A 14,937-nucleotide genomic window follows, 5' to 3' on the forward strand; every position below is an offset into this window, starting at 1 on the left:
GTCCTCAGTTTATCGGCGGAACCTTCATGCAGCCGGAAGAATACGATCAGCTGATAGAAGATCCTGTAGGATTTATTGCAGAAACCATACTGCCTAGGGCATGTACTAATCTGGAGACAAAAAGAAAGGCCATGGCTACCTGGGTAAGAGTTGGTATGGAGATATCAAAGGCTGGTCCGGCTTACGCTGAGCTGGGGAAAATATTAGCTGAGCTAGGCTATCCTTCAATGCCTATGGGATGGGGATATGCCCCCATGGACATTATAGGTGACTTTTTAAGAGGTATAAGTAATGCAGTGCTTGATGTAAGAAGATATCCCGATAAAGTTAAGAAGGCAATCGATGCCTTAACAGAACCGGTTATTCAGTATTCGCTGGCTACAGTCCAGGGCGGTGCAAAAATTGCAATGTTCCCCCTCCACTTAAACGAGTACCTTTCTCCGAAATTATATAATGAATTTTATTGGCCTTCATTGAAGAAAGTAATAATGAGATTTTACGAAGAGGGCGTTAAATCTCAGGTATTTTTTGAAGGACATCATGAGCCTCATCTAGAGACCATTTTAGAGCTGCCAAAAGGGTGGGGTGTAGCTTATTTTGAAAAAACTGACGTGGTAAAAGCAAAAGAAGTATTACAAGGACATACTTGTATAATGGGTGGAATCCCTATGAGCTTACTTGTGAGCGGAACTCCACAAGAGATTGACGATTTTATTAAAGACCTGTTAAAGAAAATGAAACCAGGGGGAGGATTTATACTTGCTGCCGGCGTAAATGTAGCTCCGGCAAATACGCCACCCGAAAACATACATGCTTTGATTGAAGCAGTGGAAAAATACGGTTAATTAGAAAAAGTTGGGCACCGATACTGCTTCGGTGCCCTCTAAAAATTGCATCGGAGGTACGGCTATCATGGGCCTGGAAAAAGGAATAGGAGAAGAAAGAAGATGGTTTTATCCAATATCGGGTTTTGTAATGGGAACAGCAATCACAGTAACTGGCCTTTGGACTATGTTTTATCCTCATATACAAATACATTTTGGATTAGATACTACTGCATCTATAGTCCTTGCAGCGACTTTTAGCGGGATAGGCAGTATGATTGTCGGGCCTCCTATTGCCGGAGTAATTTTAGATAAATACGGCCCGAAAATTAATTTTATCATTGCTGCAATATCCCTAATTACAGGCCATATTTTTATAATGAAAATGCTTTTGCTTACTCAGTGGTCTGTAGCCATGCGCCTTTGGTATTTGGGGAGTTTTTTTGTTGGCCTTGGGTGCGGTTTTTTTGGAGGCACATCACCGGCGACAATCGGCAAATGGTTTCCGGATAAAGTGGGAACAGCTATGGGATTTACGGTGGCAGGGACAAGTGCTGGGACAATTGTATATTCTCCCTTAGTTGCTTCTTACATAAAAAATCATGGTTTTAACGGCAATATTTTTTTGTTCTTTTCTGTAATTTCTGCTATATTTTTAATTGGGATAGGCCTTCCTTTCTGGAAAACGCCCTCTTCCAACTGGAATCCGATATTTTCAAAAAATACATCTGATATCAATACTAATATAACTAACAACTTTTCAAAAGATTATACCTTAAAAGAAGCAATTTTCGATAAAAGATTCTGGATATTATATATTTGTTTTACCTGCGCCTCTTTTTCCTATATGTTTTTTACACAAAATGTTTCTTTAATAATAATGGAAGGTTTATCAAGCACTATGAGTAAAGAAGATATATTATCTTCAGTGGTGCCGACTTTTCTTTCCGTTTCAGCGATATCCACTCTTGCAGGAACTTTTATCTGGGGGATAATCTCAGATAAATTAGGTGGGCCATGGAAAACTCTTTGGGTAGTTTATCTACTTCCCGCCATTTTAATGGGGGCATTTTATCTAAATTACCATTCAAAGATTCTTATTTTCCTGATAGGGGCTGTATTTTATTTTTGTGGTGGCGGGGAACCTGTTATTCATTACGCTATTGTCCCCCATGTTTTTGGACGAAAGCACCTGGGCAAAGTCATGAGTGTACTGAACGCATTTTCTGTAGGTGTTGGGGTATCGGTAGGGCCATATGTTGGGGCTTATATAAAAGATGTGACAGGCGGATATTATTGGGCATTGATAATCGCTATAATAGTTCGATTGTGCGGCACGTATTGCGCAATTTTAGGCATGAGATTCGATAAAATAAAAAGACTTGATTAAATCAGCAAAAACTGTTAATTTAACTGCAGGAGGCGATAGAAATGTCCGATAAAAAATATAAAGTAAAAATTCTGCCGAATAACATAGAAACTTTGGCGGAAGAAAATGATACTCTCAAAAAAGTTTTTACCGATAATAATATAAGTTTTGAGTTTCCTTGTGGAGGATTAGGGCTTTGCAAACAGTGTCAGGTTAAAATTAAACGAGACAGCGGAGAAGAAGAAAGAGTTTTTGCCTGCCAATTTAAAATTAAAGAGGACTTGCTAGTCGAAATTACAAAGAAAGAGCAACAACATAGAATTTTATCTGAAGGTTTAGAAAGAGAAGTACTTTTAGATCCTTTGGTAAAAAAAGTGCACAGAAAACTGCCACAACCGACACTTTCTGACAATAGGGATGACTGGAGCAGATTAGTGGAAAGGCGAGGAATAAGGCCGAGCTTAAAGATTGCACAAGAGCTTCCTAAAAAAATTAGAGAAAATAATTTCGATGTAACAATAGTTATTTCCGATGATGAAATTATCGCAATCGAAGATAAGAACACGCAAGATATGTTGCTAGGAATGGCTTTTGACATTGGAACTACTACGGTTGCCGGTTATCTCATGGATTTAAAGAGTGGGAAAGAGCTAACTAAAGTTTCTACCTTAAATCCACAAACAAAGTATGGTGCGGATGTAATTTCGCGCATAAACTTTGCAGAAACAGATGCGGGACTGGAAAGGTTACATGGCGAAATTGTTCAAGCAATAAATGAATTAATAGCGGAGGCGGTTAAAGAGGCAGGGTTTAAAACTTCAGATGTTTACGCCATTTCTGTATGCGGCAACACTGCAATGCATCACTTATTTTTAAATATAAAGCCGGGATCGCTTGCCTCAACGCCATATGTTCCGGTAGTGACAGAACATATAGTTGCAGATGCCCAAGACCTGGGTATCAAAATAAATCCTACAGGCAAGGTTTTTATATTACCTAATATAGCAGGTTTTGTAGGTGGAGATATAGTAGCCGGAGCTTTAACTATAGAAATCGATAAAGCAGAGAAGCTAAAGCTGTTTATAGACATTGGAACAAACGGCGAAATAGTTCTCGGCACAAAAGATAATTCGCTTTCTTGCTCTACGGCTGCAGGACCGGCCTTCGAGGGCGTAGAGATCACATGCGGCATGAGAGGAGCTTCCGGGGCAATAGATCATGTGCATATTGATAATGAACTGAGCTATACAGTAATAGACGATGGACTGCCTTACGGTATCGCGGGTTCAGGCCTTGTAGATATTATAGCAGAACTATTAAAGGCAGGGATAATCGATCAAAACGGCCGTATTTTAAGACCTGAAGAAGTAAATAACCCTATTGGCAAAAAGTATTTAGATAGAATTACTACAATAGAAGGCGTTTTGTCCTTTCTTATTGAGGATAAAACAGCTACCGGCCGACCTGTTTATATAACCCAGAAAGATATCAGGGAGTTTCAACTGGCAAAAGGTGCAATTGCAGCTGGCATTGAAGTGCTTTTAAAAACGTATGGTGCAAAGGCTGATGATATAGACGAGGTATTTTTGGCGGGAGCATTCGGCAATTATTTAGACTATAAAAGTGCATGCAGAGTTGGCTTAATTCCTCGAGAGCTTGAAAATAAGATAAAAGGAATCGGAAATTCAGCAGGAGCCGGTGCAAAATTATTCTTACTTTCAGAAAAAGAGCGCAACCGCGCAAGGGATATCGCTAGCAAAATAAAATATGTAGAGCTAAGTGCCAGGGAAGATTTCAGAGACGCATTTTTTAATAAGATAAATTTTTGATTTGTTAACAAAATAACACATAATATAAAATATTGATTAGTCATCATTGACAAATAATTTTAAAAATGTTAATATATTTTTATGAAATATGTAAACTATACATGTATATACAAATGAAATATTCAAATTTATAGCGGAGGTGCTTTATAATGATTATTATTGGAGAAAAAATTAATGGAACTATTCCTAGCGTAAAAAAAGCAATCGACGAAAGAGACGAAGCATTCATACGAGACCGAGCGGTTAAACAGGCAGAAGCTGGAGCAGACTATATAGATGTATGCGCAGGAACCACTCCGGAGGTAGAAGTCGAAACACTAAAGTGGCTTATGGATATCGTTCAAGACTCAGTTGATAAGCCTGTATGTATTGATAGTCCCAACCCAAGAACCATTGAAACAGTATTTAAATATGCAAAAAAACCGGGCATAATTAACTCCGTTTCGCTGGAGGGAGAAAAGTGTGAAATTATTTTTCCCCTTATCCAAGGAACTGATTGGCAAGTGTTTGCCCTAACATGCGACAACAGAGGTATACCATCAGATGTCCAAACGAGGATCGATATAACAAAAGAAATAGTAGAAAAAGCTGATAAATATAATATTGCGCCAGACAGAATACATATTGACCCACTGGTAATAGCGCTGGCTACAGACAATCAATCTATGTTAAAGTTTATGGAAACTACTAAAAAAATAAAAGAAATGTATCCTACGATTAAAGTTACTTCAGGCTTAAGCAACATATCCTTTGGCATGCCCCTTCGAAAGATTGTCAACAGGACATTCTTGACACTTGCAATATACGCAGGTATGGATTCTGCTATAATGGATCCCTGCGATCAAGATATGATGGCGACGCTTCTTGCAACCGAAGCACTGCTTGGCAAGGACAGATACTGCAGGAAATTTAATGATGCATATAGAAAAGGCAAGATTGGTTATAAAAAATAATAATGTATCTAAATTTTAATGATAAAAACAGGGAGGCTGCATCAATGACTTTTAAATCTGATATTGAGATTGCTCAATCAACAAAACTTAAGGACATTAGGGAAATTGCCGCAAAAGTTGGTTTTAGCGAAGATGATATTGAATTATACGGAAAGTACAAAGCAAAAGTCGACTACAATTTGTTAAAAAATGGTTCCGGCAAAAAGGCGAAATTAATTTTAACTACAGCAATTACACCAACACCTGCCGGCGAAGGCAAAACAACCACTACTATCGGTGCCGCAGATGCTCTTGCTCGCTTAGGCAAAAAATCCATGGTAGCATTGAGAGAACCTTCATTAGGGCCTGTATTTGGGGTTAAAGGCGGTGCAGCAGGAGGAGGATATTCACAGGTTGTTCCCATGGAAGATATAAATCTTCATTTTACGGGAGATATACATGCCATTACGGCTGCTAATAATCTACTTGCAGCAATGGTTGATAACCATATTTTCCAAGGAAACGCGTTAGATATAGATCCGAGGCGAGTTGTGTGGCGCAGAGCTCTTGATATGAACGATAGACAGCTCAGGAGTTTAGTTGACGGTCTCGGAGGAAAAGCCAACGGCATGCCCAGAGAAGATGGATTTGATATTACGGTAGCTTCGGAAGTTATGGCAATTTTCTGCTTAGCAAATGACATTGTAGACCTGAAAAATAGACTTGCAAAAATTTTAGTAGCTTATGACAAAAAGGGTAATCCTATTACTGCTGCAGACATAAAGGCTCAGGGCGCAATGGCAGCCCTTTTAAAGGATGCATTAAAGCCTAATTTAGTTCAAACCTTGGAAGGAACCCCGGCATTTGTCCACGGTGGACCCTTTGCTAACATAGCACACGGCTGCAATTCTGTTATAGCTACGAAGATGGCGATGCAGTTTTCGGATTATGTAGTTACAGAAGCAGGCTTCGGTGCAGATCTGGGAGCGGAAAAATTCATTGATATAAAGTGCCGGCTTGCCGGTTTAAAACCTGATGCGGTAATTATTGTTGCAACTGTAAGAGCGTTAAAATATAATGGCGGACTTCCCAAGTCAGAGCTTGACAAAGAAGATTTGGATGCGCTTGCAAAAGGCATACCCAATCTTTTAAAGCATGTGGAAAATATTACTCAAGTATTTAAACTCCCTGCAGTGGTAGCGGTCAACAGATTTCCGCAGGACACTGATGCTGAATTGAAATTCATTGAAGAAAAATGCAATGAATTAGGAGTAAATGTGGCGATTTCGGAAGTTTGGGCCAAAGGCGGAGAAGGCGGAATAGCCCTAGCAGAGGAATTGTTAAGATTGATAGAGCAGAACGAAGGCAAAGATCAAAAGCTTAGCTTTGCATACGAGTTAGATATACCCATTAAGGAAAAGATACGGGCAATCTCTCAAAAAATTTACGGAGCAGATGATGTGGTCTTTACAGATAAAGCTGCTAAAGAAATTGATAATTTCGAGAAACTCGGATATGGCAATTTACCGGTTTGTATGGCGAAAACCCAATATTCCCTTAGCGATGACCCGAAAAAGCTTGGAAGACCTACAGGATTCAATATTACCGTAAGAGATGTCACTCTTTCGGCAGGAGCGGGCTTCCTTGTTGCTGTTACAGGTGATATAATGAAGATGCCCGGCCTTCCAAAAGTTCCGGCCGCGGAAAAAATTGATGTTGACGAAAAAGGAGTAATTTCGGGATTATTCTAGGAGGTATTATTCATGAATTTTGGGGATAAGACTTGTAACGATTTTGTAAATGAACTTGCATCAAAAAATCCAGTACCGGGTGGCGGCGGAGCCGCCGCCCTGGTAGGTGCAATCGGTGTTGCCTTAGGAAGCATGGTATCTAATTTAACCATAGGCAAAAAAAAGTATGCTCAGTATGAAGAAGATATCAAAGGCATATTAAAAAAATGCGAAGAGCTTCAGAAAGAATTAATGCAAATGATTGATGAGGATGCAGAAAACTTTCTTCCTCTTTCGAAAGCTTATGGAATGCCTACAGAGACAGAAGAGCAGAAAAAACTAAAAGAAGAGACGATGGAAAAAGCTCTTAAACAAGCTTGCCAGGTTCCAATAAAAATAGTCAGAGCTTGCCATAAGGGAATAAAGCTCCATGCAGAACTTGTCGACAAATGCTCGAAGCTTGCCATAAGTGATGTGGGCGTTGGCGTTCAGTGCCTGAGGGCAGCAATAATCAGCGGCAGATTAAATGTTGTAATTAACATTAATTCTATCAAAGACGAAGATTATGTAAGCAAAGTAAAAAAAGAAGTCGATAATCTGGTTTCTGAGGCAGTAGACCTTGCCGATATAGTGTATAATAAGGTGGAAAATATCTTAAATAAATAAAACGCCGCCTTTGCGAAATACAAAATACATACGGAGGAGGGGTATTATTGGGAACATTAATTAAAGGCAAACCTGTTGCGGATAAAATAAAAGAAGATATAAAAGCCGAAGTAAAAGAGCTTAGAGCAAAAGGCGCCATTCCAAAATTGTCTATTATCAGAGTAGGTGCCGATCCGGGAGATATATCTTATGAGCGCGGAGCACTAAAGGTAATGTCCGAGCTTGATATTGACGTACAAGTAAATGCACTTCCTGAAAATATTACACAAGAGGAGTTCGTGGACTTTCTTAAAAAAGTCAATTCAGATTCCTCTGTTCACGGCATTTTGATATTTAGGCCGCTGCCGAAGCAGCTTGATGAAAATGTTATAAAATATGTTATTGACGCTAACAAAGACGTAGATTGCTTTAGCCCTCTTAATGTAGCAAAGGTGTTTGAAGGAGACGAAAGCGGTTTTCCTCCCTGCACACCTGCTGCCGTTATGGAGATGCTAAAGTATTATAATGTTGAATTGAAAGGCAAACGAGCGGTGGTTATAGGGCGCTCTATGATTGTAGGCAAGCCTGTATCTATGATGCTGCTAAAGGAACACGCCACTGTTACTATTTGCCACTCGAGAACACAAAACTTGCCCCAAGTTGCCTCTGAAGCAGATGTGCTTGTAGTCGGAATCGGGCGGGCGAAAATGGTAAATTCTGAATATGTAAAGGACGGCGCAGTTGTAATTGATGTAGGAATAAATGTTGACGAAGACGGAAAACTATGCGGGGATGCTGATACAGAAGATTGTGCCCGCAAGGCTTCACTGATTACACCGGTTCCGGGCGGGGTAGGATCAGTTACAACCTCTGTTTTAGCAAAACAGGTGATAAAAGCATGCAAATTACAAACAGGCTCATGTTAAGGAACGGGAGGTGCCATCTTGATTATTTCTCAGCATAAACCCTTTGAAGAAATTAAAGAACTTTTAAAAGACAGCAATAAGATAATTTTAATCGGATGCGGTGAATGTGCCACTGTGTGCAAGGTTGGCGGCGAAGAAGAGCTTGTGGCCATGAAAGCTAAACTTGAAGAAATCGGAAAACAAGTAACGGCTTTTATAGTTCCCGAAACCAGCTGCAACTACCTTCTGGTAAGAAGAGACCTAAAAAAGATTAAAGATACAGTATCTGATGCTGATGCCATACTATCTTTTGCTTGCGGAGATGGAACACAGACAATAGGAAAACTCGTAGATATACCAGTTTATCCGGGCAACAACACTATGTTTGTCGGAGAAGTTGAAAGAGTCGGAGTATATAGCGAAGCTTGCAAGACCTGCGGCGACTGTATACTCGGCCTAACCGGCGATATTTGCCCGGTTACAAAGTGTGCCAAATCATTGCTGAACGGTCCTTGCGGTGGTGCAAAAGATGGAAAATGCGAAGTGAACCCGGAAAATGACTGTGCATGGATATTAATTTATGAGAAATTGAAAAAATTAGGCCAGTTAGAAAAAATATATGAGATACAAAAACCAAAGGAATACTCAAAAGTTGCACATCCCAGGACTATAAGCCTTAGAGATGGAGGTGCAGCACAATGAGTTTACTGCAAAAAGCCTTAGAAAATAACGAATTTGCGGTTACAGCAGAACTTGCGCCACCTAAAGGCATCGATTTTTCCCATGCTCTGCAGTGCGCAGAGCTGTTTGGCGAGCGGGTACATGGAATAAATGTTACAGATTTTCAATCAGCAATACTTAGAGCAACATCCCTTGCGATGTGCAAAGCTTTGATTGATATGGGTTTAGAGCCTGTTTTTCAGATTACCGGCAGAGATCGGAATCGCTTAGCTATACAAGGAGAAATGCTGTCTGCGGGATTTTTTGGTGTAGAAAATCTTTTAGCGCTTACAGGAGATCATCCTACAGTGGGAGATAATCCTGACGCAAAACCTGTATACGATTTGGACAGTGTAGGAATTTTACAAGCAGCTACATTATTATCACAAGGAGTAGATATGGGTGGGAATAAGCTAGAAACATATCCTTCTTTCTTTTTAGGAGCTAGCGTGACGCCGGAATATGACCCAATCGAGCTCCAACTTATAAAAATGCAAAAAAAGATTCAAGCCGGAGCCAAATTCTTTCAGACACAGGCAATTTACAGCATTGAAACAATGAAGAAATTTAAGGAGCTTACAAAACCATTTAATACAAAAATCCTTGCAGGAATAATACCACTAAAGTCTGCGGGTATGGCAAAATATATGAACAAAAACATTCCTGGAATAAATGTTCCCGATGAACTCATAGAGCGCATGAAAAAAAGCAGCGAACCTGCAAAAGAGGGAATCAAGATTGCCGGTGAATTAATTTATGAACTTAGAGACAAAAACTTATGCGATGGCGTTCATATAATGGCAATTGGCGCTGAAGAAAATGTACCTCTAATTTTAGATGAAGCAAGACTTTAACCTGATTCATGGAGTATAGTTGAAATTACTATTTTACTATTAAATAAACAAAGAAGGAGAGGGATGACAAGATGAATTTTCCTAAGGATTTAAAATATAACAAGGAGCATTTGTGGGTAAAGGTTGAAGGCAATACAGCCTGCATAGGTATCACCGACTATGCTCAGGACCAATTAGGAGAAATATTATATGTAGATTTGCCGAAAGTCGGACAAGAATTTGCCAAAGGTGACCTTTTTAGCGAGGTAGAATCGGCTAAGGTAAATTCGGAACTAAGAATGCCATTTTCCGGTGTTGTTGTTGAAGTAAACGAGGAATTAGACGATTCTCCCGAACGCATAAATGAAGCGCCTTATGATGCTTGGATTGCTAAGTTCGAAATTAAAAATCCTGATGAGTTAAACGATCTTATAAGTGCCGAAGAATATGAAGAAAGCTTAAAGTGAAGTTATAAGGTTTAAAAAACAAATGCCTTAAAGGACCGGGAAATTTTTCCCGGTTTTTACTATTTGCAAAATTATGCATTTAGTGCTATTATATTTATATGTATAGATATGTCGTATTTTGCCAAATAAAAGTATTTTGGAGGGCCAATGATGGAAGAGCAAATAATAAAGGCAGTAGAAGACCTTGATGAGGAAAAAGTGATTAAACTTGCCAATGAAGCCCTTATAAATGGCATGGAGCCGTTTCATCTATTAAACCTAATTAAAGAAGGCATGGACAGAGTCGGAAAACTTTATGAAAGTAAGCAGTATTTTATTGCTGACTTAATAATGGCTGGCCTCATATTTAAAGAAGTGCTAAAATTAGATAAAATGATGGCACAATTTCAAAACAGCGATAATCGCAAAGTTGGAAGAATACTGGTGGGAACAGTTAAAGGAGATTTGCACGATATAGGAAAAGATATATTTAAAGGCATGATGGAAGCGAGCCAATTTGATGTTATAGATCTGGGAGTAGATGTATCAAAAGAAGCTTTTGTTCAAGGTGTGCAGAAATATGATCCGGATATAATAGGATTAAGCGGCGTGCTAAACTTCACAATAGAATCAATGAAGGAGACTGTGGCCGCTCTTGAAAAAGCCGGCTTGAGAGAAAACAGACTAATTATTTTAGGCGGTAGTCATCTCACTAAAGAGGCTTGTGAGTATATAGGTGCCGACTATTACACTAATGATGCATCGCTTGGCGTAGAATATTGCAGAAAATGGATAGAGACAAAGTATAATATGAGGAGTATTGATGATGGGGCTACCAATCTATCTTCAAATCGTTGAAGACATAAAAGAAAAAATTAATAGCGGCGAATTAAAACCTGGCGATCCTATATATTCCGAAAACACTTTATGCAAAAACTATAATACCAGTCGAATGACAGTGAGAAAGGGCCTTGCAATATTGGCCAATGAAGGATATATATATTCCATTCCGGGAAAGGGTAATTTTGTCCAGGAACCCGACAGCAGTATTTACACCCTTTATTATGATGAAATGAATAACCTTATTAATAGTGTTGATAAAACAAAATTGCTTGAAGTCAATATCATCATGCCGCCTTATAAATTAATCGACAGTCTCCAGATAACAAAGAATAAAAAGGTGATAATGATTCGAAGGCTGTTTTATACAGATGAAGAGCCGGTGGCGTACGATGTTAAGTATTTGCCCTACTACAAGGGAATGCCAATTGTTGAAAAAGAGATACGATATGCTACATTCCCTGAAATGGTATCGAAGAATACGTCACTTTTTGCAATAAGAAAAGAGCTGGTTATTTCTGTGCAAATGCCGGACGAGGAACTGAGTAAATATCTAAATATTTACAATGCTGAGCTGCCTTTGATGGTTATAGAACAAAAGCTGTACGATATGGATAATAAGCCGATGGGCCTTGGCATAACATATTTTAGAGGAGACTACTGCAAGCTTTATGCAGAGGCGTCATTTTTTAAAGACAAGGCAGTTCAGGAAAACCGCAATATGATGCGGCAGTAAAATAGGTATTTACAGACGGGAGAGTACTATGAAAAACATAGTTGCAATATACGGAGGCCATCGCAGAGGGTATAACAGTGATGTGGCATTAGATTATCTGTTAGACGCCATGAAAAGCAAGGAATTAAATATAAAAAGATTATATCTAACCAACATGGACATAAAACCCTGCAAAGCCTGCAATTCGTGTTTTAAAGATGGAAAATGCATAATAAATGACGAAATGCAAAATGTATATGGGTATTTTGAAGAAGCTGACATTGTTTTAACCTCGACACCTATATATTTTAACACTTTATCATCGCGCCTAAAAATACTAATCGAACGCTGCCAGTCAATTTGGTCTGGCAAATATGTAGCCGGAAAAAGCCCAATAAGCCGCAAAAAAAGAACAGGATGTGCGATATGCGTATCAGGTTCTAATATGGCTGATAAAGATTTTGAGTGTGTCATTAAGGTTTTAGATATGTTTTACAAATGTATAAATGCAAAGCTGACGGATAAGATTTTTATCCCAAATACCGATGAGCTTCCTGTAGATAAAAGACCTGAACTAATTATAAAAATCGCAGATATAGGAAAGGGTTTAATTGAAAATTCAAGGGGCTGATTCATATTTTTTTTGAAAAGAATCAGTCCCTTGAATAGTTTCTTGACTTACATACTAATTATTTTTTGCTTTTATAGCTTTATACCATCGGTGTTATAATCCAAGCAAGTGCAAACGCACTGAATACACGAATTACAAGACCTACAAGGGATGCCTGAAGGGCTTCGCCCGTAGAAAGGTCAGAAGATTCACTCCAAACTGCAGGAATCTGAGCAAGGGGCACCTGCAGAGGTAGGCCTGATGCTGCTAATATAAAGGAACCTATAGCAAAACGCGTTGGTATAGTTTGAATAGTTTCTACCAGGGTATTCATTGCAAGTGTAGGTGCAACTAAGATAGACTGCATTCCGGTTGCAGGATCTATCGATAAAAGATTTAGAAAAGCAGACATCGCTGACTCGATTGGTGCCCAAACGCCAATGTATTCTAATAATCCTATGATAGCGAAAACTACGACCACTGCAGGGATCAATAATAAGAACATCAGTTCAGCGCCTTCCCTTGCGCCGTTAAATATAGTTGGTACAATTGGGGTGGTTGGGGTAAAACGAGGCATTTCACTTATATCTTTGTATTTGACATTTCTGTAGATAGTTTTACTTAGTACAAAAGGAACAACGATTACAGGAAGAAATATTCCTATGATAACTACAGGGAAAGCCCATATACCTGCTTTTGCAAAAGCTACCAAACCTAACATAAATGTCGAAAAAGACTGTTGCGACTGGAACATAGTTGCAATAGCTATTTTTTGCTCATCTTTTGTAGCTCCTGCCTTTTTAAGGGATGGACCGGTAATTCTGCCTGCTGCATTTATATCTCCGAGAATATTGTATATTGCAGGAACTATTATCAACGGTGTTATTTTCATAAGCTTTGCAAGTGGTGTAAAAACACGTATTAAAGCATCTGTGAAGCCTAGACGTTCCAATATACGTCCTGTCATAACACTTAAAATTATGGCGGTGCCAAGGGTGCCGGTAAGGTAAGTCTTAACCACCGGTTCAACAGCTTTTGTTAACATCGCATTAAAGCTGCCGCCGATAATTTCAGGTTTAACAAAAAGTGCAATAAGAGTTAACGCTAGGAGTGTTAAGCCAACATATTCAATGTTCGAAATTGGGCGAACTTCGTTGGTGTTTACTGTCTTATCTTCCTTTGAAGCCACTTAAAAAACCTCCTCATAATTTTTTAATAGATGATGAGTTTAACAAACCATAGATATCCAAATAAACTCTACAACACATGAAAAGTTCCGGAAAATAATCACCTCCATCACATTAATGATAAAAATCACAACCCGCTATTATTGATTTCTATCACACCTTCTTTAATAACTGCTGCAATTGATTCAATATTGGTAAAATCAAATACAGGCACACCTTTACACAAGATAATATCAGCCCTTTTAAGCTTTTTAATAGAACCTATTTCTAGATCCAGGCCCATTATTTTAGCAGCATTTACAGTTATTAATTTGAGACAGTCGGTTTTTGAAATTCCCTTATTATTTAGATATTCAAACGTTGGTTTACATATTGCAAGAAAGTCCTTTGGACCTACTATTTTTAAATTACCCAGGCCCATCGCTTGGGGATGCACAGGCAAATACGAATCAGTGGCTATAGCTGTTACAACATTTGCATTTAAGGCATTGTAAATATCTTCCGGTGTATTAGGAGATCTGCTTGTCCCTCCGTGGGGAGTAGCAACCAATGCAATTTTTTTATTAGCCATTTGTATAAACTGAGCATTCTCGGCACCATGACCGTGGTGAATAACGTCGCCGCCCGCATCTATGAATATCTGAATATTTTCGGCACCTTCTATGTGAGCTCCTATTCTTTTTCCTGCAGCGTGGAATATATCAACAATTTTGCAAATATCTTTGCTATTAAAAATTAGTTTTCCACCGTTTGGCACCAAGGCAGGTGGTAAATTCGCCACAGTTGCAGTTACAAAAATATTCTCACCGGGAAATTCACTTTCAACTGCCAGTTTAGCAAAGTGCTCATCGTTAAAATCATCAAATGTCAAGTTGCTGCCGGGCTTTAATGATGAAGTATAAGACAATGGTTCAGTGCCTAAACAGCACATTCCAGCAGTAAATTTCACAGCTAAAGCTATATTCCTTGCTGTATGTTTTAGTTCACTCAGAGGCGTTGACAATAGTGGGTGGCCAAGGTGATGATCACCAACAGTAGTTATTCCACTTTTCAGACAATCAAGATAATTAGATATAGCTGCCATTTTTTGAGATTTTCCTGTAGTATGGTGCACACCTTCGGTAGCATATTCACACAAATGCGTATGGCAGTCGATGAGGCCCGGCATTACAGTAAGCCCTGTAGCGTCTATTATCTTTTGTGCCTGAAGATTTTTTGCTGTTTCGCAATCTACGATATCCGAAATAATACCATTTTTTATTAAAATACAATTACTATTCTTTTTTAAGGGGGCATCTAGGGTCAATATGTTACCATTTTTAATAATTAAATCCCACAACAGCCTCACCTCA

General features: G+C 38.9%; 15 protein-coding genes. 13 read left to right on the plus strand and 2 right to left on the minus strand.

The window, feature by feature from the left end; all coding sequences use genetic code 11:
• The 13 genes from BUE08_RS05355 to BUE08_RS05415 form a co-directional block, all read left to right on the plus strand.
• On the plus strand, positions 1–845 hold an 845-nt coding region (locus tag BUE08_RS05355; RefSeq protein ID WP_286680528.1), incomplete at its 5' end, for a uroporphyrinogen decarboxylase family protein.
• A 67-nt stretch (positions 846–912) separates the two neighbouring features.
• The gene (locus BUE08_RS05360) at positions 913–2,214 is read left to right on the plus strand and encodes an MFS transporter (RefSeq protein ID WP_281795795.1); all 1,302 of its coding nucleotides are present in this window, start codon (positions 913–915) and stop codon (positions 2,212–2,214) included.
• Positions 2,215–2,255: 41 nt separating this feature from the next.
• Positions 2,256–4,022, plus strand: a complete 1,767-nt coding sequence (locus tag BUE08_RS05365) for an ASKHA domain-containing protein (RefSeq protein WP_213996012.1) — start codon at positions 2,256–2,258, stop codon at positions 4,020–4,022.
• Between the two features lie 149 nt (positions 4,023–4,171).
• Positions 4,172–4,975 (plus strand): methyltetrahydrofolate cobalamin methyltransferase, encoded by an 804-nt coding sequence (locus tag BUE08_RS05370; protein WP_059033267.1) that lies wholly within the window; start codon positions 4,172–4,174, stop codon positions 4,973–4,975.
• Positions 4,976–5,019: 44 nt separating this feature from the next.
• A complete protein-coding gene (locus BUE08_RS05375) occupies positions 5,020–6,705 on the plus strand; it encodes a formate--tetrahydrofolate ligase (RefSeq protein ID WP_281795793.1) in 1,686 nt (561 codons plus the stop codon).
• 12 nt (positions 6,706–6,717) lie between these two features.
• The gene (locus BUE08_RS05380; RefSeq protein ID WP_059033271.1) at positions 6,718–7,350 is read left to right on the plus strand and encodes a cyclodeaminase/cyclohydrolase family protein; all 633 of its coding nucleotides are present in this window, start codon (positions 6,718–6,720) and stop codon (positions 7,348–7,350) included.
• 47 nt (positions 7,351–7,397) lie between these two features.
• Positions 7,398–8,255 carry a bifunctional 5,10-methylenetetrahydrofolate dehydrogenase/5,10-methenyltetrahydrofolate cyclohydrolase gene (locus tag BUE08_RS05385; RefSeq protein ID WP_281795791.1) on the plus strand — a complete coding sequence of 286 codons (858 nt, stop codon included), beginning with the start codon at positions 7,398–7,400 and terminating at the stop codon, positions 8,253–8,255.
• Positions 8,256–8,273: 18 nt separating this feature from the next.
• A complete protein-coding gene (locus tag BUE08_RS05390; protein ID WP_213950881.1) occupies positions 8,274–8,936 on the plus strand; it encodes a methylenetetrahydrofolate reductase C-terminal domain-containing protein in 663 nt (220 codons plus the stop codon).
• A complete protein-coding gene (locus tag BUE08_RS05395; RefSeq protein ID WP_059033277.1) occupies positions 8,933–9,808 on the plus strand; it encodes a methylenetetrahydrofolate reductase in 876 nt (291 codons plus the stop codon). Before BUE08_RS05390 ends, BUE08_RS05395 begins: the two co-directional genes overlap by 4 nt.
• 71 nt (positions 9,809–9,879) lie before the next feature.
• Positions 9,880–10,254, plus strand: coding sequence for a glycine cleavage system protein GcvH (gcvH, locus tag BUE08_RS05400; RefSeq protein WP_059033279.1), 375 nt, complete (start codon positions 9,880–9,882; stop codon positions 10,252–10,254).
• Between the two features lie 150 nt (positions 10,255–10,404).
• Positions 10,405–11,091 carry a cobalamin B12-binding domain-containing protein gene (locus BUE08_RS05405; RefSeq protein WP_059033281.1) on the plus strand — a complete coding sequence of 229 codons (687 nt, stop codon included), beginning with the start codon at positions 10,405–10,407 and terminating at the stop codon, positions 11,089–11,091.
• Positions 11,060–11,809 (plus strand): GntR family transcriptional regulator, encoded by a 750-nt coding sequence (locus BUE08_RS05410; RefSeq protein WP_059033283.1) that lies wholly within the window; start codon positions 11,060–11,062, stop codon positions 11,807–11,809. The genes BUE08_RS05405 and BUE08_RS05410 overlap by 32 nt, the downstream gene beginning before the upstream one ends.
• A 28-nt stretch (positions 11,810–11,837) precedes the next feature.
• Positions 11,838–12,419 carry a flavodoxin family protein gene (locus BUE08_RS05415; RefSeq protein WP_273039583.1) on the plus strand — a complete coding sequence of 194 codons (582 nt, stop codon included), beginning with the start codon at positions 11,838–11,840 and terminating at the stop codon, positions 12,417–12,419.
• 79 nt (positions 12,420–12,498) lie between these two features.
• Here BUE08_RS05415 and BUE08_RS05420 read toward each other — a convergent pair whose 3' ends face one another.
• Both BUE08_RS05420 and BUE08_RS05425 read right to left on the minus strand, forming a co-directional pair.
• Positions 12,499–13,587, minus strand: a complete 1,089-nt coding sequence (locus BUE08_RS05420; RefSeq protein ID WP_059033286.1) for a hypothetical protein — start codon at positions 13,585–13,587, stop codon at positions 12,499–12,501.
• A gap of 125 nt (positions 13,588–13,712) precedes the next feature.
• On the minus strand, positions 13,713–14,933 hold the full coding sequence (locus BUE08_RS05425) for an amidohydrolase family protein (protein ID WP_286680529.1): 1,221 nt from the start codon (positions 14,931–14,933) through the stop codon (positions 13,713–13,715).
• Positions 14,934–14,937: the final 4 nt, after the last annotated feature.

Source organism: Tepidanaerobacter sp. EBM-49 (assembly GCF_001896645.1).
Classification (GTDB): Bacteria; Bacillota; Thermosediminibacteria; order Thermosediminibacterales; family Tepidanaerobacteraceae; genus Tepidanaerobacter; species Tepidanaerobacter syntrophicus.